Genomic DNA, 20,523 nt, shown 5'->3' with positions numbered 1-20,523 from the left:
CAGGGCCTGTCACGCGTCCGCGGACAGGCCCTGCGAAGCTGCGATGACCAGTGCCACCGCGCCTGATCTACAGGCTTTCCCGGTTTGGCCAGTGCCAGTCCCGGGAATCGCCGGTGCCTCCGACCGGCTCAGGCCACCGGTCGGAGCCTTTCAAAAAAGCCGGTTCAGGCCATCGAACGCCGCCACCCGATAGGCTTCGGCCATGGTCGGGTAGTTGAAGGTGGTGTTGACGAAGTACTTGATCGAATTCGCCTCGCCCTTCTGGTTCATGATCGCCTGGCCGATGTGCACGATCTCCGAGGCCTGGTAGCCGAAGCAGTGCACGCCGAGCACTTCCAGCGTCTCGCGATGGAAGAGGATCTTCAGCATGCCGACCGGCTCGTAGGAAATCTGCGCCCGCGCCATGCTCTTGAAGAAGGCCTTGCCTACCTCGTAGGGCACCTTGGCCTGGGTCAGCTCGCGCTCGTTCTTGCCGATCGAACTGATCTCCGGAATGGTGTAGATGCCGGTGGGCACGTCGTCGACGAAGCGCCAGGTGTCGTTCTCGACGATGCTGCCGGCGGCCGAGCGCCCCTGGTCGTAGGCGGCACTGGCCAGCGACGGCCAACCGATCACATCGCCCGCGGCATAGACGTTGCCCACGTCGGTGCGATAGTGCTCGTCGACCTGGATCTGCCCGCGGCTGTTGGCCTTCAGGCCGATGTTCTCCAGGCCCAGCTTGTCGGTGTTGCCGGTCCGCCCGTTGCTCCAGAGAAACGCATCGGCCTTGATCTTCTTGCCCGACTTCAGGTGCAGGATCACCCCGTTGTCCAGGCCTTCGACGCGGTCGTACTCCTCGTTGTGGCGGATCAGCACGTTGTTGTTGCGCAGGTGGTAGGACAGCGCATCGGAGATCTCGTCGTCGAGGAACGACAGCAACTGGTCGCGGTTGTCGATCAGGTCGACCAGCACGCCGAGGCCGCTGAAGATCGAGGCGTACTCGCAGCCGATCACCCCGGCTCCGTAGATGATCATCCGCCGCGGCGTGTGGCTGAGCGTCAGGATGGTATCGCTGTCGTAGATGCGTGGGTGGCTGAAGTCGATGTCCGCCGGCCGGTACGGGCGCGAGCCGGTGGCGATGACGATCTGCTTGGCGACCAGCTTTTCCACCATGCCGTTGAGGCAGACCACCTCGACGCTCTGCTCGTCGGAGAAGCTCGCCGTGCCGAAGAAGGTGTCGATGCGGTTGCGCGCGTAATAGCCGGTGCGCGAGGTTACCTGCTTGCTGATGATCTTCTCAGCACTCTTGAGCACGTCCGGGAAGGAGAACCAGCGCGGCTCGCCGATCTGGCGGAACAGCGGATTGGTGTTGTACTGCATGATCTGGCGGACGGAGTGACGCAGGGCCTTGGAGGGAATGGTCCCCAGGTGAGTGCAGTTGCCGCCCACCAGCGGTCGATTGTCCACCACGGCGACCTTGCGCCCGGCCTTCACGGCGTTCATCGCCGCGCCTTCACCGGCCGGGCCCGAGCCCAGCACCACCACATCGTAGTTATAGACAGCCATATGTACTCCCCAAACGCGGCCGCTACGCTAGCGCCGCACCAAACAATCCTTCGGTGCTCGCGGAGCGCAAGGCGCTCGACGCGAGCCGAACCCCGTCACTTGCGCGTTGCGTCGTAGGCCAGGTCGCTCTGCGCCTGGGCCCGCTCCTGATTCACTTCCTCGCACTTCTCGCGGCTACCGCCGCAGATCGAGCATTCCTTCTCGATGCCCAGCGCGGCGATGCCGCCACAGGACCCGGCGATGGGCTTGCGCCCCATGATCACGCCGATGGCCATGCCGAAGACGACCAGCAGCATCACCAGAAAAACCAGCAAAAAGGTCATTTGCGTTCTCCTCCACCGAACTGCCTGTCGAAGGCGGCGGTGGCCATGCTTGTGAATTCCTGCCCCTGCCGCACCACGAAGAGTGCGGAGAGCTGTTCGCGATTGGCGTATTCCAGCCCCTTGTCCGGCCCCATCACCATCAGCGCGGTGGACAGACCATCGGCCTCCAGTGCCGAGGCATGCAGCACCGTCACCGCTGCCAGCCGATGCTCGATGGGGGCGCCGGTGACAGGGTCAAGTGTATGGGAATAGCGCCGACCATCGCGTTCGTAATAGTTGCGGTAGTCGCCCGAGGTCGAGACCGCCAGGCCGTCGAGGGCGATGACCTGCTGCGCGACGCGCTCGTCGTCGCGCGGCGCCTCGATGGCGATGCGCCAGGGCTCGCCGCCGGGCTTGCGCCCCTCGGCCTTGAGCTCTCCGGTGATCTCCACCAGGTAGCTGCTGACGCCGAGATCCTTGAGTCGCGCCGCGACTCGATCGACCGCGTAGCCCGCGGCGATGCTGTTGAAATCCACCTGCACGGGCGCATCCTTGCACAGGCGTTCGCCGTCGAGATGCAGGTGCTGGTGGCCGACCTTGCGCCGCGCCTCGGCGATCTCGCTCGCACTGGGCACGTTCTCCACCCGACCCCGGGGCCCGAAGCCCCAGAGATCCAGCAGCGGTTCCAGCGTCAGGTCGAGCGAACCACCGGTCTGGCGCGACAGGCGCTCGCCGGCGGCCACCAGGGTGCGCAGGTCCTCGGCTACCGGCTGGCATTCGCCGCCCGGCAGTCGGTTGAAGCGGGCGATGTCGGAATCGTCGCGATAGGTGGACAACTGCCGGTCAAGCTCGGCGAGGATCGCCTCGGTCTCAGCCTGCAACGCCTCGCGGGGCGCGACGCCTTTGCTGCGCACGTACTTGACCGAGTAGGTGCTGCCCATGGTGGGGCCGTCGAAGCTCTCGACCTGCTCCTGAAACAGACAGCCCGCCAGGGCTGCCGCGAGTGCGGCAGTCATGACGGGCTGCAGGAACGCTTTGACCATGCTAGCCGCCGAAGTCGTCGAGCAGGATGTTCTCCGGTTCGACCCCCAGGTCGGTCAGCATCTTGATCACCGAGGCGTTCATCATCGGCGGGCCGCACATGTAGAACTCGCAGTCCTCCGGAGCCGGATGGCCCTTGAGGTAGTTCTCGAACAGCACGTTATGGATGAAGCCGGTCGGCCCCTGCCAGTTGTCCTCCGGCTGCGGGTCGGACAGCGCCAGGTGCCACTTGAAGTTGGGATTCTCCGCCTGCAGCTGGTCGTACTCTTCGACGTAGAAGGCCTCGCGCAGCGAGCGCGCGCCGTACCAGAAGCTCATCTTGCGCGTCGACTTCAGGCGCTTGAGCTGGTCGAAGATGTGCGAGCGCATTGGCGCCATGCCGGCACCACCGCCGATGAAGACCATCTCGGCATCGGTGTCCTTGGCGAAGAATTCACCGAACGGACCGTACACGGTGACCTTGTCGCCCGGCTTCAGGCCGAACACCCACGACGACATCTTGCCTGGCGGCACGTCGTCGCGACCCGGCGGCGGCGACGCGATCCGGATGTTGAACTTGACCAGGCCCTTCTCTTCCGGGTAGTTCGCCATGGAGTAGGCGCGGATGGTCGTCTCGTCGACCTTGGACACGTACTTCCACAGGTTGAACTTGTCCCAGTCGCCGCGGAATTCCGGCTGGATGTCGAAATCCTTGTAGTGCACGGTGTGCGGTGGGCATTCCAGCTGCACGTAGCCACCGGCGCGGAAGTCGACGTTCTCGCCCTCGGGCAGCTTGAGCGTCAGTTCCTTGATGAAGGTGGCCACGTTGGGGTTCGAAGCCACCGTGCATTCCCACTTCTTCACGCCGAAGACTTCTTCCGGTACCTCGATCTTCATGTCCGCCTTGACCGGGGTCTGGCAGGACAGGCGCCAGCCTTCGCCAGCCTCGCGGCGGGTGAAGTGCGACTCCTCGGTCGGCAGCATCTCGCCGCCGCCGCTCTCGACGACGCACTTGCACTGGGCGCAGGTACCGCCGCCGCCACAGGCGGACGAGAGGAAGATGTTGTTGGCCGCCAGGGTCTGCAGCAGCTTGCCGCCGGCGGGCACGGTGATGGTGCGTTCGCCGTTGATCTCGATGGTCACGTCGCCGCTGGAGACCAGCTTGGCGCGTGCGGCCAGGATGATGACCACCAGCGCGAGCACGATGGCGGTGAACATCCCGATGGCGAGGAAAATTTCGTAACTCATCAGTTCATCCCGTCCTTACAGCTGTACGCCAGAGAAAGACATGAAGCCCAGCGACATCAGTCCGATGGTGATGAAGGTGATGCCGAGCCCCTGCAGGCCCTCCGGCACATCGCTGTACTTGAGCTTCTCGCGGATACCGGCCAGCAAGGCGATGGCCAGCGCCCAGGAGGCGCCGGAACCGAAGCCGTAGACCACGCTCTCGCCGAGGTTGTAGTCGCGCTCGACCATGAACAGCGTGCCACCCATGATGGCGCAGTTGACGGTGATCAGCGGCAGGAACACGCCCAGCGCGTTGTACAGGCTGGGCACGTACTTATCGAGCAGCATCTCGAGGATCTGCACGATGGCCGCGATCACGCCGATGTAGCTGAGCAGGCCGAGGAACGACAGGTCGACGTCCGGCAGGCCGGCCCAGGCCAGCGCACCGCTTTTCAGCAGGTAGGTGTAGATCAGGTTGTTGGCCGGCACGGTGATGGCCTGCACCACGATGACCGCGATACCCAGGCCAATGGCCGTCTCGACCTTCTTCGAGATCGCGATGAAGGTACACATGCCGAGGAAGAACGCCAGCGCCATGTTCTCGATGAACACGGCACGGACGAACAGGCTGATGTAATGCTCCATTAATAAGCCTCCTTGTTCGAGACTTGCGGCGCCATCTTGAAGGCAGGCTTCTCGACCTGTTCCTTCTTCCAGCTACGGATGCCCCAGATGATCAGACCGATGAGGAAGAACGCCGACGGCGGCAGCAACAGCAGGCCGTTGGGCAGGTACCAGCCACCGTCGTTGACCACCGGCAGCACGGTGTAGCCCAGCAGCTTGCCGGCACCGAACAGCTCGCGGACGATGCCCAGCACGATCAGCATGGCGCTGTAGCCCAGGCCGTTGCCGATGCCGTCGAAGAACGACAGCAGCGGCGGGTTCTGCATGGCGAACGCCTCGGCACGGCCCATCACGATGCAGTTGGTGATGATCAGGCCGACGAACACCGACAACTGCTTGGACAGGCTGAAGGCATAGGCCTTGAGCACCTGGTCGACCAGGATCACCAGCGAGGCGATGATCACCATCTGCACGATCATGCGGATCGAACTGGGAATCTGGCTGCGGATCATCGAGATGAACAGGTTCGAGAACGCAGTGACCAGCGTCAGCGCGATGGACATCACCAGCGCGGTCTTCAGGTTCGAGGTGACTGCCAGCGCCGAGCAGATACCGAGGATCTGCAGGCCGATCGGGTTGTTGGCGACGATCGGGTTGAGCAGTACTTCTTTGACTTTGGGTTGCGACATGATCAAGCCTCCCCGGCACGCAGGTTAGCGATAAAAGGACCGAAGCCGTTCTCGCCCAGCCAGAAATGCAACAGGTTGTTCACCCCGTTGCTGGTCAGGGTCGCGCCGGCCAGGGCATCCACCTGGTGGTCGGCCTTCGGGCTCTTCGGATCGACACCGCCCTTGACGATCTGGATCGCCAACTGGCCGTTGTCGCCGAACAGCTCCTTGCCCGGCCACAGGCCGCGCCACTTCGGATTGTCGACTTCGCCGCCCAGGCCGGGGGTTTCCCCGTGCTGGTAGAAGCCCAGGCCGCCGACGGTGTTGAGGTCGCCCTCGAGCGCCATGAAGCCGTAGAGGGTCGACCACAGGCCGTAGCCGCGGATCGGCAGGATCAGCGTGTCGATCGCGCCCTCGCCCTTGCCTTCGACGATGTAGACGATGCTGTAGCGCTCGCGACGCTTGATCGAGGCGATGTCCTGCTCACCGGAGAGTACCTGCGACAGCTTCGGGTCCTTCGCCGCGACCAGCGGATCGAAGCTCTTGGCCTCGAACGCGTCGCTGAACTTGCCGGTTTCCAGGTCGACCAGGCGGGCGACGATGCGCTCGTCGAACAGCGCGCGGACCTGCTTGCCGGACATGCCGGCCTCACCGAGGCCGGCGATCGCCAGGATGCTGCGCTGCTTGTCCAGCAGGGCATTCTGCTGTTGGGTCGGACGCAGGGCCACCGCGGCCCCGGCGACGAACACCGAGCACACCAGGCAGACCAGCAGGGCAACCGTCAGCGTACGGACGGTGGATTCTTTCTGACTAGACATTACGGGCCAGCCTCCGCTTGACGTTGGCCTGAACGACGAAGTGGTCAATCAAGGGGGCACAGAGATTGGCGAACAGGATCGCCAGCATCATGCCTTCCGGGAACGCCGGGTTGACCACGCGGATGAGCACCACCATGACGCCGATGAGGATGCCGAAGACCCACTTGCCGGTGTTGGTCATCGACGCCGATACCGGATCGGTGGCCATGAAGATCATGCCGAAGGCGAAGCCGCCGGCGACCATGTGCCAGTACCAGGGCATGGCGAACAGCGGGTTGGTGTCCGAGCCGATCAGGTTGAACAGGTAGCTCAGCGCGATCATGCCGATCATCACGCCGCTGACGATGCGCCAGGAGGCGATCTTGGTCATCAGCAGCACGGCGCCGCCGATGAAGATGGCCAGCGTGCTGGTCTCGCCGACCGAACCGTGGATGGTGCCGACGAAGGCGTCCATCCAGCTGATGCCGTTCTGCACCACGTTGTCGATGCCGCCGGCATAGCCGAGGCTCAGGGTGGTGGCGCCGGCGAAGCCGTCGACCGCCGTCCACACCGCATCGCCCGACATCTGCGCCGGGTAGGCGAAGAACAGGAAGGCACGGCCGGTCAGTGCCGGGTTGAGGAAGTTCTTGCCGGTACCGCCGAAGACTTCCTTGCCGATCACCACGCCGAAGCTGATGCCCAGCGCCACCTGCCACAGCGGGATCGACGGCGGCAGGATCAGCGCGAACAGCACCGACGTGACGAAGAAGCCCTCGTTCACCTCGTGCTTGCGGATCGAGGCGAACAGCACTTCCCAGAAACCGCCGACGATGAAGGTCACCGCGTAGATCGGCAGGAAGTAGGCCGCGCCCTGGACAAAGTTGTCCCACAGGCTGTTCGGATCGAAGCCGGCGAGCATCGCGGTGAGCGCGAACTGCCAGTCGCCCTGGGCCTGCAGCAGGTCGGGGTTGGCTGCATAGATGAGGTTGGCCTGGTAGCCGGCGTTCCACATGCCGAAGAACATCGCCGGGAAGGTGCACAGCCAGACGGTAATCATCATGCGCTTGAGGTCCAGACCGTCACGCACGTGTGCGGTGGTCTTGGTCACGCTGCCGGGGCGGTAGAGGAAGGTATCCGCCGCTTCGTACAGCGCATACCACTTCTCGAGCTTGCCGCCCTTTTCGAAATGGTGCTCGATCTTGTCGAGGAATGCGCGAATGCCCATTGCCTTATCCCTCCTTCTCGATGCGGGTCAGGTTGTCCCGCAAGATCGGGCCGTATTCGTACTTGCCGGCACACACGTAGGTGCACAGCGCCAGGTCTTCTTCGTCCAGCTCCAGGCAGCCGAGCTTCTGCGCCATCTGGGTATCGCCGACGATGAGCGAGCGCAGCAACTGGGTCGGCAGGATGTCCAGCGGCATCACTTGCTCGTAGTTGCCGACCGGCACCATGGCCCGCGGGCTGCCGTTGGTGGTGGTGGTCAGGGCGAACTTCTTCGCGCCCAGCAGCTTGGAGATGAAGATGTTCAGCACCGAGTGCTTGTCCACACCGGCGCGCATGTAATGGAGCATCTCGCGCTCCTTGCCCTCGCGCAGGCAGGACACCTGCTGGTGGTAGCGACCGAGGTAGGCGAAGGCGCCATGGGCGGTGCGACCGCCGAGCAGCGAGCCGGACACCACGCGATTGGCACCGGGCTGCAGCTCGCCAGCGGTGAGCTCGTCGAGGTTGGCACCCAGGCGGGTACGCACCAGGCGAGGCTTTTCCACCACCGGACCGGCCAGCGCGACCACGCGTTCGACCGACAGCCGGCCGCTGACGAACAGCTTGCCGACCGCGATGACATCCTGATAGCCGATGGTCCAGACGCTCTTGCTCGCGCTGACCGGATCGAGGAAATGAATGTGGGTGCCCGCCAGGCCCGCCGGGTGCGGGCCGGAAAAGGCCTCGGTGCGGACCTTGGCCAGGCCTTCGCCCGGCAGCGCTGCGCCGTTGGCCTTGCAGAGGAAGATCGGTGCGATGTTGCCGAGGACCTTAAGACCGTCTTCGAAGGCCTGGGCCTGCTCGGCGATGATGACGGCCGGGTCGGCCGCCAGCGGGTGGGTATCGATCGCCGTGACGAAGATCGAGCTCGGCTGCGCGTCGACAGCCGGAACCTTGCTGTAGGGTCGGGTGCGCAGCGCAGTCCACAGGCCCGACTGCTGCAGGTTCTCGCGGACCTGGGCGTCGCTCAGGCCGTCGAGCTGGCCGGCCGGATAGGAAGCGAAGCTTTCCTCTTCGGTGCCTTCCAGGTCGATCACCACCGACTGCAGGACGCGCTTCTCGCCGCGATTGATGGCGCTGACGACGCCAGCACCGGGCGAGGTGAAATTGACGCCAGGAGATTTCTTGTCCGAAAACAGCACTTGCCCCAGCTTGACCCGATCACCCACCTGCACCGCCATGGTGGGTTTCATGGTCGGGTAATCAAAGCCTATGACCGCGACGCTTCTGACGGTCCTGCCGGCCTCGACCCGCTGTGCGGGCTCCCCAGCGACAGGCAGATCCAGCCCTCGTTTTATGTTGATCATCGGTTTGCCTAACCAATTAATTTATAAAAGCTTTTCCAGATCGGCGCGGCATTCGGCAACCGAATAGCTGCTGAGCCGCGCCAAGCTGAGTCGGCGCGGCGCTATGCCGCAGATCCAGGTAAAAAATCCGCCCGATTATAGAGGCCAGTCTTGCCGCCTGGCCACCCGACGCGTACGGCTTTTTTGACTGCAGACAAGCGAACCGCGAATAAGCCCGGATTAGAATTCGACCTCTTGGTAATAAGGTCTGACCAGAAAACCTGCCTTCCGGAAACGAAAACGGGAGCCAGAGGCTCCCGTTTCCTTTGACGCGGCAGTCGCTATCAGCGTGGGAAGGCCGGCGGGTTGACCCCAGCCATGTCTTCCATCACCCGCACCACCTGGCAGCTGTAGCCGAACTCATTGTCGTACCAGACATAGAGGACGACCCGGTTGTCGCTGCAGATGGTCGCTTCGGCATCGACGACACCGGCATGACGGGAGCCGACGAAATCTGTTGAAACAACTTCCTGGGAGTTGACGAAGTCGATCTGCTTCTGCAGGTCCGAGTGCATCGCCATCTGACGCAGGTACTCGTTGATCTCGTCGCGGCTGGTGGCCTTCTCCAGGTTCAGGTTGAGGATGGCCATCGATACGTTGGGCGTCGGCACGCGAATGGCGTTGCCGGTCAGTTTGCCCTTGAGCACCGGCAGGGCCTTGGCGGCGGCGGTGGCGGCACCGGTCTCGGTGATCACCATGTTCAGCGCGGCGCTGCGGCCACGACGGCTGCCCTTGTGGAAGTTGTCGATCAGGTTCTGGTCGTTGGTGTACGAGTGAACGGTTTCGACGTGGCCGTTGACGATGCCGTACTGGTCGTTCACCGCCTTGAGCACCGGCACGATGGCGTTGGTGGTGCAGGAGGCCGCGGAGATGATCTTGTCATCGGCGGTGATGTCGCCATGGTTGATGCCATGCACGATGTTCTTCAGCTCGCCCTTGCCCGGCGCGGTCAGCACCACGCGGGATACGCCCGGGCACTTGAGGTGCTGGCCGAGGCCCTCGGCGTCACGCCACTTGCCGGTGTTGTCCACCAGCAGCGCGTTCTCGATACCGTACTGGGTGTAGTCCACCGAAGCCGGATCGTTGGAATAGATCACCTGGATCAGGTTGCCGTTGGCAGTGATGGTGTTGTTGGCCTCGTCGATGGTGATGGTGCCGTTGAACGGACCATGCACCGAGTCGCGGCGCAGCAGGCTGGCGCGCTTCATCAGGTCGTTGTCGGCACCCTTGCGCACGACGATGGCACGCAGGCGCAGGCCGTCGCCACCACCGGTCTTCTCGATCAGAATGCGCGCCAGCAGGCGACCGATGCGGCCGAAACCGTAGAGCACCACATCGGTACCCTTGTGCGCACCGGCGGCATGACGCTTGTCGGCAACTGCCGCCAGCTCTTCGCGGACGAACTGCTCGAGGCCGCGACCCTCGCCCTTTTCCTTGTACTTGGCGATCATCTTGCCCAGGTCGACCGACGCGGCGCCCAGGTTCATCTCGCTCATGGTCTTGAGTACCTGGAAGGCGTCGTGCACCGACAGCTCGGTCTCGTCGGCCAGGCGGTGACGGGCGAAGCGGTGGGCCTTGAGGATCTCGATGACCGAGCGATTGATCAGGCCGCGCCCGTAGATCGAAGTCACCACGTTGTTGTTACGGTACAGCTGACCAATCAGCGGAATCATCGCTTCGGCGAGGGCTTCGCGGTCAATCCATTCACCAAGACACTGGTCGGGCTTCTGAGTCACGGGACAGTTCCTTCCACATGTAGGGGCTGAAAAAAGGGGCTACATTATGACGGCGCGCCAGGTGCGTGTCATCAGCCTCCCCCTGTCCGGAAGAACAATGCCGCTCCTTGCGCCCGCCATCGTGCAGCGGACGAAACACTGACAGCCGCGGGTGTCGATAGTTACAATCCCGCCGGCCAAATTTTTCGATCGGAGCCACGCCCACTCGTGTCCGTCCTGCGCCTTGCGCCCCTGCCTGCCGCTGGTGGCAAGCAACACTGGGGCAACCTTTCCGGAGCTGCGCTGAGCCTGGCCATCGCCGAGGCCGCCAGCCAAGCCAAACGCTTCACCCTGCTGCTGACCGCCGACAGCCAGAGCGCCGAACGCCTGCAGGAGGAGCTCGCCTTCTTCGCGCCGGATCTCGCGGTGCTGCACTTCCCAGACTGGGAAACCCTGCCCTACGACCTGTTCTCGCCGCACCAGGACATCATTTCCCAGCGCATCGACACGCTCTACCGGCTGCCTTCGCTCGGCCACGGCGTATTGGTAGTGCCCATCACCACGGCCCTACACAGGCTCGCGCCCAAGCGCTTCCTGCTCGGCTCCAGCCTGGTGCTCGACGTCGGCCAGCGACTCGATGTCGAGGAGATGCGCACGCGCCTGGAAGCGGCCGGCTACCGCTGCGTCGATACCGTCTACGAGCACGGCGAGTTCGCCGTGCGCGGCGCGCTGATCGACCTGTTCCCGATGGGTAGCGAGCTGCCCTATCGCATCGATCTTTTCGATGACGAAATCGAGACCCTGCGCACCTTCGATCCGGAAACCCAGCGTTCCATCGACAAGGTCGAATCGATCCGCCTGCTGCCGGCCCGCGAGTTCCCGCTGAAGAAGGAAGCGGTGACCGGCTTTCGCGCGCGCTTTCGCGAGCGCTTCGACGTCGACTTCCGCCGTTGCCCGATCTACCAGGACCTGTCCACCGGCATCACCCCGGCCGGCATCGAGTACTACCTGCCGCTGTTCTACGACGAGACGGCCACCCTCTTCGACTACTTGCCCGAGGACAGCCAGGTGTTCTCCCTGCCCGGCATCGAACAGGCCGCCGAGCAGTTCTGGAGCGACGTGCGCAACCGCTACGAGGAACGCCGCATCGATCCGGAGCGTCCGCTGCTGCCGCCGGCCGACCTGTTCGTCCCGGTGGAGGACTGTTTCGCCCGCCTCAAGCACTGGCCGCGCGTGGTGGTCAGCCAGCAGGACGTCGAGCCCGGCGTCGGCCGCGAGCGCTTCGCCGTCGAGCCGCTGCCGGACCTCGCCATCGAGGCCAAGGCCGGCGAGCCGCTGGGCAAGCTGCGCCGCTTCCTCGACCAGTATCCCGGGCGCGTGCTGTTCACCGCCGAGTCCGCCGGCCGCCGCGAGGTGCTGCTCGAACTGCTGGCCCGGCTGAAGCTGCGCCCGCAGGAAGTCGACGGCTGGGCCGGTTTCCTGCAGAGCCCGGAGCGCCTGGCGATCGCCATCGCGCCGCTGGACGAGGGCCTGCTGCTCGATGAACTGGCGCTGGTGGCCGAGAGCCCGCTGTTCGGCCAGCGCGTCATGCAGCGCCGGCGCCGCGAGAAGGGCCGCGACGCCGGCGACAACGTCATCCGCAACCTCACCGAGCTGCGTGAAGGTGCGCCGGTGGTGCACATCGACCATGGCGTCGGCCGCTATCACGGCCTGGTCACCCTGGAGATCGAAGGCCAGGCGCAGGAATTCCTCCTGCTGCAGTACGCCGAGGAGGCCAAGCTCTACGTGCCGGTCGCCAGCCTGCACCTGATCGCCCGCTACACCGGCAGCGACGACGCCCTGGCGCCGCTGCACCGGCTCGGTTCGGAAACCTGGCAGAAGGCCAAGCGCAAGGCCGCCGAGCAGGTGCGCGACGTGGCTGCAGAACTGCTCGACATCTACGCCCGCCGCGCCGCACGCCAGGGCTATGCCTTCAAGGACCCGCAGGTCGACTACGAGACCTTCAGTGCCGGTTTCCCCTTCGAGGAGACGCCGGACCAGCAGGCCGCCATCGACGCGGTGCGCGAGGACCTGCTCTCGGCCAAGCCGATGGACCGCCTGGTTTGCGGCGACGTCGGCTTCGGCAAGACCGAGGTGGCCATGCGCGCCGCCTTCATCGCCGTGCACGGCGGCAAGCAGGTGGCGGTGCTGGTGCCCACCACCCTGCTCGCCCAGCAGCACTACAACAGCTTCCGCGACCGCTTCGCCGACTGGCCGGTGCGGGTCGAGGTAATGAGCCGCTTCAAATCGGCCAAGGACGTGCAGAACGCCATCGCCGAGCTGGCCGAAGGCAAGATCGACATCCTCATCGGCACCCACAAGCTGCTGCAGGACGACGTCAGGTTCAGCAACCTGGGGCTGGTCATCATCGACGAGGAACATCGCTTCGGCGTGCGCCAGAAGGAGCAGCTCAAGGCGCTGCGCAGCGAGGTGGACATCCTCACCCTCACCGCCACGCCGATTCCGCGCACGCTGAACATGTCGATCGCCGGCATGCGCGACCTGTCGATCATCGCCACGCCGCCGGCGCGCCGGTTGTCGGTGCGCACCTTCGTCATGGAGGCCAACAACCCGACGATCAAGGAAGCGCTGCTGCGCGAGCTGTTGCGCGGCGGCCAGGTCTACTACCTGCACAACGACGTGAAGACCATCGAGAAGTGCGCCGCCGACCTCGCCGCCCTGGTGCCCGAGGCACGCATCGCCATCGGCCACGGGCAGATGCGCGAGCGCGAGCTGGAACAGGTGATGAGCGACTTCTACCACAAGCGCTTCAACGTGCTGGTGGCCTCGACCATCATCGAGACCGGCATCGACGTGCCGAGCGCCAACACCATCATCATCGAGCGCGCCGACAAGTTCGGCCTGGCCCAGCTGCACCAGCTGCGCGGCCGCGTCGGCCGCAGCCACCACCAGGCCTATGCCTACCTGCTGACGCCGCCACGCAAGCAGATGACCGACGATGCGCAGAAGCGCCTGGAAGCCATCGCCAACGCCCAGGACCTCGGTGCCGGCTTCGTCCTGGCCACCCACGACCTGGAGATCCGCGGCGCCGGCGAGCTGCTCGGCGAAGGCCAGAGCGGGCAGATCCAGGCGGTCGGCTTCACCCTCTACATGGAAATGCTCGAGCGCGCGGTCAAGTCCATCCAGAAGGGCGAACAGCCAAACCTGGAGCAGCCGCTCGGTGGCGGCCCTGAGATCAACTTGCGCCTGCCGGCGCTGATCCCCGAAGACTACCTGCCGGATGTGCATGCGCGGCTGATCCTCTACAAGCGCATCGCCAACGCCGCCGACGAGGACGGCCTGAAGGAGCTGCAGGTGGAGATGATCGACCGCTTCGGCCTGCTGCCCGAGCCGACCAAGAACCTGGTGCGCCTGACCCTGCTCAAGCTGCAGGCCGAGAAGCTGGGCATCAGCAAGATCGACGCCGGCCCGCAGGGCGGACGCCTCGAGTTCTCTGCCAGCACCCCGGTGGACCCGCTGGTGCTGATCAAGCTGATCCAGGGCCAGCCCAACCGCTACAAGTTCGAAGGCGCCACCCTGTTCCGGTTCCTCGTCCCGATGGAGCGACCCGAGGAACGCTTCAACACCCTCGAAGCGCTGCTGGAGCGCCTCGCGCCTGCTGATCAATAAGGACGCGCCATGCGCTTGTCGTACTGCATCGCCCTGCTGGCGGTGCTGGTTTGCTCGCAGGCGCCGGCCGCCGAGCAGCACTACCGGGTGGAACTCATCCTGTTCCGCCAGGGCCCGGCGTTGGCGGCCAGCCAGCCGGCGCCGGCCGGCTGGGCCAATGGCGCGCGCCTGCTGGGCAAGCGCGACTGGCGCGAGCCGGCGCTGCTGGCGCTGGCTGCGCGGTTGACCCCCGACGCCGGCTACCAGGTGCTGCTGCATCGCGCCTGGCGGCAGCCGATCAGCGAACCGGCACGCCCGCTGGCGCTGGTCGCCGGCCCGCGTCACTACGAGCACTACCCGGTGCAGGGCACTCTGCGCCTGCATCCGGGGCGCTATCAGGTCATCGAGGCCGAGTTCTGGATCAATCGCTTCGGCGCCTACGGCGAACTGCTCGGCAGCGAGCGCTTCGCCAGCCGCCGGCGCCTGGAACCGAACCGGCTGAACTTCCTCGACAACCAGGGCCTCGGCCTGCTGATCCGGGTCATGCCACTGTGACCGGCAGCCGCTGCGCCGCATGCGGTGCGCGCGATGCCTGAGCCGCGCGCGCAACGCCAGGTCGACGACCTGTTGCCGACACCCAGGCTCAGCCTGGGCAGCCACCTGGCGATCAACTACCAGCCGGGCAGCCAGCGCATGGTCCGCGAGTACCAGCACCGCGCCGGGCTCAGCTTCGTCTACGGCGCCGCCGTGGCGCACGGCAAGCGCGACGGCGAGCGCATCCGCCAGCCGCAGGGCGACGAGATGCTGTTGATCGCCCGCCAGCCGCAGGCCGAACAACAGCTGCGCCGCCAGCTCGAGGCGCTCGGCTTTCGGGTTGCCCTGCGCCAGAGCCAGGCGCTGCCGCGTGACTCGGCGGAGATGTACCAGCTGCCCAACGAGGAGGCCTGGCTGCGCTTCGTCCGCGAGCAGCTGCCGGAGTTGTACCGCCAGGGCTGGCAGATCGACCTGCGCCCCGGCTTCCTCTACGACCTGACCCCGGTGGATGGCTGGTACGCCGAGATCCAGGACGGCGTGCGGGACGGTTTCGACCTCGACATCGGCATCATCGTCGACGACCAGCGCATCGGCCTGCTGCCGGTGCTGCTCAAACTGATCCGCCAGCATGGCGAGCTGCTGCGCCCGCGCCAGCTGCAGCAACGCAGCGACGACGAGCAGCTGCGCGTGCAGCTCGACCAGACCCGTCGCAGCGACGGACAACCGCTGCAGGTCCTGCTGCCCATCGCGCGCCTGCGGCCGATCCTCGCCACCCTCGGCGAGCTGTATTTCGAGGACGCTATCCAAGGCGGCCGCCTGCACCTGAGCCGGATCGACGGCGCCCGCCTGGCCGGGCTGAAGGACGCCCGGCTCGACTGGCAGGGCGGCGACGAGCTGCGCGAGCTGGCCAGCCGCCTGCAAGCGCTGCGCGACAGCCGGCTCGCAGCACCACGCGGGCTGGCGGCGCGCCTGCGGCCCTACCAGCTGCAGGGCGTAGCCTGGCTGCAGGCCCTGCGCGAGGCGCGCTGCGGCGGCATCCTCGGCGATGACATGGGCCTGGGCAAGACGCTGCAGAGCCTCGCCCACCTGCTCATCGAGAAGGAGGCCGGGCGCCTGGACCGCCCGGCGCTGGTGGTGATGCCGACCAGCCTGCTGCCCAACTGGCAGGACGAGGCGGCGCGCTTCGCCCCGGCGCTGAAGGTGCTGGTGCTGCAGGGCAGCGGCCGGCGCCGGTACTTCGACCAGCTCGCCGACTATGACCTGCTGCTGACCAGCTACGCCCTGCTGCCGCGCGACATCGAGCGACTGCGCGAGCAACCGCTGCACCTGCTGATCCTCGACGAGGCGCAGAACATCAAGAACGCCTCGAGCAAGGCCGCCCAGGCCGCCGGCCAGCTCGACACCCGCCAGCGCCTGTGCCTGACCGGCACGCCGGTGGAAAACCACCTGGGCGAGCTCTGGTCGCTGTTCCATTTCCTCATGCCCGGCTGGCTCGGCGACGCCCGCGCGTTCAGCCGCGACTACCGCACACCGATCGAGAAGCACGGCGACCAGGAACGCCTGGCCCACCTGCGCGCGCGCATCGCCCCCTTCCTGCTGCGCCGGCGCAAGGAGGACGTCGCCAGCGAGCTGCCGGCCAAGACCGAGATGACCCACTGGGTCGAACTCAGCGAGGCGCAGCGCGAGACCTACGAGCACCTGCGCCTGGCGATGGACCGCAAGGTGCGCGAGGAGATCGCCCGGCGCGGGCTGGCCAGCAGCCAGATGATCATCCTCGAGGCGCTGCTCAAGCTGCGCCAGGTCTGCTGCGACCTGCGCCTGGTCAAGAGCCATCCGGAGGCATCGCGCCGCGGCAGCAGCTCGGCCAAGCTCGACAGCCTGGTCGAGATGCTCCGCGAGCTGATCGCCGAGGGCCGCCGCGTGCTGGTGTTCTCGCAGTTCACCTCGATGCTGGCACTGATCGAACAGGCGCTGCAGCAGCAGGGCATCGCCTACCTCAGCCTGACCGGTGCGACCCGCGACCGCCGCACGCCGGTGGCGCGCTTCCAGCGCGGCGAGGTGCCGGTCTTCCTGATCAGCCTCAAGGCCGGTGGCACCGGGCTGAACCTGACGGCGGCCGACACCGTGATCCACTACGACCCCTGGTGGAACCCCGCCGCCGAGGCCCAGGCCACCGACCGCGCCTACCGCATCGGCCAGGACAAGCCGGTGTTCGTCTACCGGCTGATCAGCCGCGGCACCGTCGAGGAGCGCATCGGCGAACTGCAGCACCGCAAGGCCGAGCTCGCCGCCGGGCTGCTGGCCGGTGCTGGAAGCGAAGCGCTGGAACTCGAGCCGGGCGATATCGAGGCACTGTTCGCACCGCTTCGCTGACGGATGCCGCCACGCTTTGCCGCGCCGCCGGCATCGATTAACGTTCGGCCTCGCCCCCCAGGTTCGGAGATTCAGCCATGACCGACGTCCGCTACGAAATCGCCTTTTCCGGGCAGACGCTGCCCGGTGCCGAGCCGGAGCAGGTTCGCGCCAACCTCGCCCGGCTGTTCCAGGCCGACGCCCAGCGCATCGCCCTGCTGTTCTCCGGGCGGCGCATGGTGATCAAGCAGAACCTCGATGCCGCCGCGGCCGACAAGTATCGCCAGGCCATGGAGCGCGCCGGGGCCCAGGTGGAGGTCTGCGCGCTGGATGTCGAGGTCGAGGAGATCGAGCTGGCCCCACCGCCGCCGGCCGATGCCGCGCCCGCCCCGGCCGCACCGGTCGGCCGTCTACAGGTCGCGCCACGCGACGAGTACATGGCGGCGTTCGCCGAGGTCCAGGCGCCGGACTTCGGCATCGCCCCGGTCGGCGTCGACCTGCAGGACAGCCGCCCCGAGCCGGCGGCACCCGCGCTGGACCTCTCGCGCCTGAGCCTGGCTCCGGTCGGCAGCGACATGGGCGAGCTGCCGCGCGATGCCGACGGCCCGGCGCCGGACATCTCGCACCTGAAGCTGCTGGACTGAGCCGCCGCCGGCCAGGCGGCGTACGCCCCGCCCGGCCGATGAGCGAACTCGACGCGCCGCGCCGGGTTCCAAACCAGCAAGCCCGCCACGCACGCGCCTGCCATGGATCTTGTCGTCGCCCGCCCCGAAGGCCTGTACTGCCCGCCCGGTGATTTCTACATCGACCCCTGGCGGCCGGTGGCACGCGCCGTCATTACCCATGCCCACGGCGACCATGCGCGCTGGGGCATGGGCCACTACCTGGCCAGCCAGGACAGCGAAGGCATCCTGCGCACGCGCATCGGCGCCGACATGCCGCTGCAGACGCTGGCCTACGGCGAGACTCTCGAGCATCACGGCGTCCGCCTGAGCCTGCACCCGGCCGGCCACGTGCTCGGCTCGGCACAGGTGCGCCTCGAATACCACGGCGAGGTCTGGGTCGCCTCCGGCGACTACAAGGTCGAGCCCGATGCCACCTGCGCGGCGTTCGAGCCGGTGCGCTGCCATACCTTCATCACCGAGTCCACCTTCGGCCTGCCGATCTACCGCTGGCCGGCGCAGGCCGAGGTTTTTCGCGAGATCAACGACTGGTGGCGCGCCAACGCCGCGGTCGGGCGCACCAGCGTGCTGTTCAGCTACGCCTTCGGCAAGGCGCAGCGCATCCTCCACGGCCTGGAGGCCGGCATCGGCCCGATCGTCGTGCACGGCGCCGTCGAGCCGCTGAACCGGGTCTACCGGCAAGCCGGCGTCGCCCTGCCGGAAACCCTCTACGCCGGGGACCTGGCGAAGAATGACCCACGCCTGAGGCAGGCCATCGTCATTGCACCGCCGTCGGCCGGCGGCAGCAGCTGGATGCGCCGCTTCGGCGACTACGCCGACGCCTTCGCCAGTGGCTGGATGATGCTGCGCGGCACCCGCCGGCGACGCGGCGTGGACCGTGGCTTCGTGCTCTCCGACCATGCCGACTGGCCCGGGCTGCTGGGGGCGATCGAGGCGACCGGCGCGCAACGGGTGATGGTGACCCATGGCTCGGTGGCGGTGCTGGTGCGCTACCTGCGCGAGATCCGCGGGCTCGATGCGCAGGCCTTCGACACCGAGTACGGCGAGGAAGACGACGTGCCGGCGCAACAGGGCGAGGCCTCGTCATGAAGGCCTTCGCCGACCTCTACGCGCGCCTGGACGCGACCACCTCGAGCAACGCCAAGCTCGCCGCGATGCGCGACTACCTGCGCGACGCCCCGGCCGAGGACGCGGCGTGGGCGGTGTACTTTCTCGCCGGCGGCCGTCCGCGCCAGCTGGTGCCGGCGCGTCTGCTGCGGGAAACCGCGATGGCCGTCGCCGGGCTGCCGGAATGGCTGTTCGAGGAAAGCTACCAGGCGGTCGGCGACCTGGCCGAAACCATCTCGCTGCTGGTGCCCGAGGCGACCCAGGCCAGTGACGAAGGGCTGGCCGTGTGGATGCAGGAGCGCCTGCTGCCGCTGCGCGGCCTGCCGCCGGAGGAAACGGCCGAGCGCCTGCCCGCGCTCTGGGCGCAGCTCGACCGGCGCAGCCTGATGGTCAGCCTGAAGCTGATCACCGGCGCGTTCCGGGTCGGCGTGTCGCGCCTGCTGGTCACCCGCGCCCTCGCCGCGCTGGCCGATCTGGACCCTAAGCGCGTGGCGCAGCGCCTGGTCGGCTACACCGACCTCGCCCACCGCCCCACTGCCGAGGGCTATCGCGCGCTGATCGCCGCCGAGTCGGCCGACGAGCATGCCCAGCGCGGCGGCCAGCCCTACCCGTTCTTCCTCGCCCACCCGCTGCAAGCCGCGCCGGAGCGCTTCGACGAGCTGCTCGGCCCGCCGGGGGACTGGCTGGTGGAATGGAAGTGGGACGGCATCCGCGCCCAGTTGGTCAAGCGCGACGGGCTGATCTGGATCTGGTCGCGCGGCGAGGAACTGGTCAGCGAGCGCTTCCCCGAACTGTGCGAGCTGGCCGGCTGCCTGCCCGACGGCACGGTGATCGACGGCGAGATCGTAGTCTGGAAGCACGCACCGGCGGCCCTGGCGGGCGAGCTGTTCGACGCCTCCGCCGGCGCCGTGCCGCCGGCTGCTGGCGAATTCGGCGTGCAGCCCTTCGCCCTGCTGCAGCAGCGTATCGGCCGCAAGAACCTGAGCGCCAAGGTCTTGCAGGACGCCCCGGTCGGCGTGCTCGCCTACGACCTGTTGGAATGGCAGGGCGACGATTGGCGGCAGCGCGAACACCGTGAGCGCCGCGAGCAGCTCGAAGCAGTGGTCGAGCAGTGCCCCAACCCGCGGCTGATGCTCTCGCCACTGGTTACCGGCGATGACTGGGCCGATCTGGCCCGCCAGCGCGAAGCCTCTCGCGCGCTGGGTGTGGAAGGCATGATGCTCAAGGCCCGCACCGGCCAGTATGGCGTCGGCCGCACCCGCGACGTCGGCCTCTGGTGGAAGTGGAAGATCGACCCCTATTCGATCGACGCGGTGCTGATCTACGCCCAGCGCGGCCACGGCCGGCGCGCCAGCCTCTACACCGATTTCACCTTCGCCGTCTGGGACGGCGCGCCGGGCGACCCGGAGCGCAAGCTGGTGCCCTTCGCCAAGGCCTACTCCGGGCTCACCGATGCGGAGATGCGCCAGGTCGATGCCATCGTGCGCAAGACCACCGTGGAGAAGTTCGGCCCGGTGCGCAGCGTCACGCCGACCCTGGTCTTCGAACTCGGCTTCGAGGGCATCGCCGCCAGCAGCCGGCACAAGAGCGGCATCGCCGTGCGCTTCCCGCGCATGCTGCGCTGGCGCCACGACAAGCCGGTGGAAGAAGCCGATACGCTGGCGACGCTCAAGGAGCTGCTTGAATGATCGACCA

At 66.7% G+C, this 20,523-nt stretch carries 16 protein-coding genes; 6 read left to right on the top strand and 10 right to left on the bottom strand.

The features are described 5' to 3' along the window. Positions 1-150: 150 nt before the first annotated feature. The 10 genes from sthA to L3N39_RS09210 form a co-directional block, all read right to left on the bottom strand. Entirely contained in the window at positions 151-1,545 is a 1,395-nt protein-coding gene (gene sthA / locus L3N39_RS09255; protein ID WP_237257032.1) for a Si-specific NAD(P)(+) transhydrogenase, read from the bottom strand. 95 nt (positions 1,546-1,640) lie between these two features. Next, positions 1,641-1,868: a (Na+)-NQR maturation NqrM gene (gene nqrM / locus L3N39_RS09250; RefSeq protein ID WP_237257031.1), complete on the bottom strand. Its 228-nt coding sequence runs from the start codon at positions 1,866-1,868 to the stop codon at positions 1,641-1,643. Further along, complete coding sequence (locus L3N39_RS09245) at positions 1,865-2,890, bottom strand: FAD:protein FMN transferase (protein WP_237257030.1); 1,026 nt, start codon at positions 2,888-2,890, stop codon at positions 1,865-1,867. The genes nqrM and L3N39_RS09245 overlap by 4 nt, the downstream gene beginning before the upstream one ends. A gap of 1 nt (position 2,891) precedes the next feature. Then, the gene (gene nqrF, locus L3N39_RS09240) at positions 2,892-4,118 is read right to left on the bottom strand and encodes an NADH:ubiquinone reductase (Na(+)-transporting) subunit F (protein ID WP_237257081.1); all 1,227 of its coding nucleotides are present in this window, start codon (positions 4,116-4,118) and stop codon (positions 2,892-2,894) included. A gap of 12 nt (positions 4,119-4,130) precedes the next feature. Continuing rightward, positions 4,131-4,739, bottom strand: a complete 609-nt coding sequence (nqrE, locus tag L3N39_RS09235) for an NADH:ubiquinone reductase (Na(+)-transporting) subunit E (protein WP_237257029.1) — start codon at positions 4,737-4,739, stop codon at positions 4,131-4,133. Beyond that, the gene (locus L3N39_RS09230) at positions 4,739-5,407 is read right to left on the bottom strand and encodes an NADH:ubiquinone reductase (Na(+)-transporting) subunit D (RefSeq protein ID WP_431978015.1); all 669 of its coding nucleotides are present in this window, start codon (positions 5,405-5,407) and stop codon (positions 4,739-4,741) included. The genes nqrE and L3N39_RS09230 overlap by 1 nt, the downstream gene beginning before the upstream one ends. A 2-nt stretch (positions 5,408-5,409) precedes the next feature. Further along, positions 5,410-6,204, bottom strand: coding sequence for a Na(+)-translocating NADH-quinone reductase subunit C (locus L3N39_RS09225; protein ID WP_237257027.1), 795 nt, complete (start codon positions 6,202-6,204; stop codon positions 5,410-5,412). Then, positions 6,197-7,408, bottom strand: coding sequence for an NADH:ubiquinone reductase (Na(+)-transporting) subunit B (locus L3N39_RS09220; protein ID WP_237257026.1), 1,212 nt, complete (start codon positions 7,406-7,408; stop codon positions 6,197-6,199). Before L3N39_RS09220 ends, L3N39_RS09225 begins: the two co-directional genes overlap by 8 nt. 4 nt (positions 7,409-7,412) lie before the next feature. Beyond that, on the bottom strand, positions 7,413-8,750 hold the full coding sequence (locus L3N39_RS09215; protein WP_237257025.1) for a Na(+)-translocating NADH-quinone reductase subunit A: 1,338 nt from the start codon (positions 8,748-8,750) through the stop codon (positions 7,413-7,415). Between the two features lie 323 nt (positions 8,751-9,073). Next, positions 9,074-10,525 carry a glyceraldehyde-3-phosphate dehydrogenase gene (locus L3N39_RS09210; protein WP_237257024.1) on the bottom strand — a complete coding sequence of 484 codons (1,452 nt, stop codon included), beginning with the start codon at positions 10,523-10,525 and terminating at the stop codon, positions 9,074-9,076. Between the two features lie 207 nt (positions 10,526-10,732). Between L3N39_RS09210 and mfd the strand changes: the two genes are divergently transcribed. From mfd to L3N39_RS09180, 6 genes are all read left to right on the top strand, one after another. Next, positions 10,733-14,173: a transcription-repair coupling factor gene (gene mfd / locus L3N39_RS09205; RefSeq protein WP_237257023.1), complete on the top strand. Its 3,441-nt coding sequence runs from the start codon at positions 10,733-10,735 to the stop codon at positions 14,171-14,173. A gap of 9 nt (positions 14,174-14,182) precedes the next feature. Next, a complete protein-coding gene (locus L3N39_RS09200; protein WP_237257022.1) occupies positions 14,183-14,707 on the top strand; it encodes a CsiV family protein in 525 nt (174 codons plus the stop codon). A gap of 33 nt (positions 14,708-14,740) precedes the next feature. Beyond that, on the top strand, positions 14,741-17,059 hold the full coding sequence (locus L3N39_RS09195) for a DEAD/DEAH box helicase (RefSeq protein WP_237257021.1): 2,319 nt from the start codon (positions 14,741-14,743) through the stop codon (positions 17,057-17,059). Positions 17,060-17,136: 77 nt separating this feature from the next. Then, positions 17,137-17,682: a hypothetical protein gene (locus L3N39_RS09190; RefSeq protein ID WP_237257020.1), complete on the top strand. Its 546-nt coding sequence runs from the start codon at positions 17,137-17,139 to the stop codon at positions 17,680-17,682. Between the two features lie 102 nt (positions 17,683-17,784). Continuing rightward, a complete protein-coding gene (locus L3N39_RS09185; protein WP_237257019.1) occupies positions 17,785-18,810 on the top strand; it encodes a ligase-associated DNA damage response exonuclease in 1,026 nt (341 codons plus the stop codon). Continuing rightward, entirely contained in the window at positions 18,807-20,516 is a 1,710-nt protein-coding gene (locus tag L3N39_RS09180; RefSeq protein WP_237257018.1) for an ATP-dependent DNA ligase, read from the top strand. The genes L3N39_RS09185 and L3N39_RS09180 overlap by 4 nt, the downstream gene beginning before the upstream one ends. Positions 20,517-20,523: the final 7 nt, after the last annotated feature.

This window comes from Pseudomonas oligotrophica (assembly GCF_021726475.1).
Lineage (GTDB): Bacteria > Pseudomonadota > Gammaproteobacteria > Pseudomonadales > Pseudomonadaceae > Stutzerimonas > Stutzerimonas oligotrophica.
Note: the sequence above shows the minus strand (reverse complement) of the source record. Positions and strands in the feature narration are given on the sequence as shown.

What these genes read in the sequence shown, in the direction of transcription:
- sthA (WP_237257032.1), bottom strand. Translation starts at nt 1,545, where the DNA reads ATGGCTGTCTATAACTACGATGTGGTGGTGCTGGGCTCGGGCCCGGCC.
- nqrM (WP_237257031.1), bottom strand. Translation starts at nt 1,868, where the DNA reads ATGACCTTTTTGCTGGTTTTTCTGGTGATGCTGCTGGTCGTCTTCGGC.
- L3N39_RS09245 (WP_237257030.1), bottom strand. Translation starts at nt 2,890, where the DNA reads ATGGTCAAAGCGTTCCTGCAGCCCGTCATGACTGCCGCACTCGCGGCA.
- nqrE (WP_237257029.1), bottom strand. Translation starts at nt 4,739, where the DNA reads ATGGAGCATTACATCAGCCTGTTCGTCCGTGCCGTGTTCATCGAGAAC.
- L3N39_RS09230 (WP_431978015.1), bottom strand. Translation starts at nt 5,407, where the DNA reads ATGTCGCAACCCAAAGTCAAAGAAGTACTGCTCAACCCGATCGTCGCC.
- L3N39_RS09225 (WP_237257027.1), bottom strand. Translation starts at nt 6,204, where the DNA reads ATGTCTAGTCAGAAAGAATCCACCGTCCGTACGCTGACGGTTGCCCTG.
- L3N39_RS09220 (WP_237257026.1), bottom strand. Translation starts at nt 7,408, where the DNA reads ATGGGCATTCGCGCATTCCTCGACAAGATCGAGCACCATTTCGAAAAG.
- L3N39_RS09215 (WP_237257025.1), bottom strand. Translation starts at nt 8,750, where the DNA reads ATGATCAACATAAAACGAGGGCTGGATCTGCCTGTCGCTGGGGAGCCC.
- L3N39_RS09200 (WP_237257022.1), top strand. Translation starts at nt 14,183, where the DNA reads ATGCGCTTGTCGTACTGCATCGCCCTGCTGGCGGTGCTGGTTTGCTCG.
- L3N39_RS09195 (WP_237257021.1), top strand. Translation starts at nt 14,741, where the DNA reads ATGCCTGAGCCGCGCGCGCAACGCCAGGTCGACGACCTGTTGCCGACA.
- L3N39_RS09190 (WP_237257020.1), top strand. Translation starts at nt 17,137, where the DNA reads ATGACCGACGTCCGCTACGAAATCGCCTTTTCCGGGCAGACGCTGCCC.
- L3N39_RS09185 (WP_237257019.1), top strand. Translation starts at nt 17,785, where the DNA reads ATGGATCTTGTCGTCGCCCGCCCCGAAGGCCTGTACTGCCCGCCCGGT.
- L3N39_RS09180 (WP_237257018.1), top strand. Translation starts at nt 18,807, where the DNA reads ATGAAGGCCTTCGCCGACCTCTACGCGCGCCTGGACGCGACCACCTCG.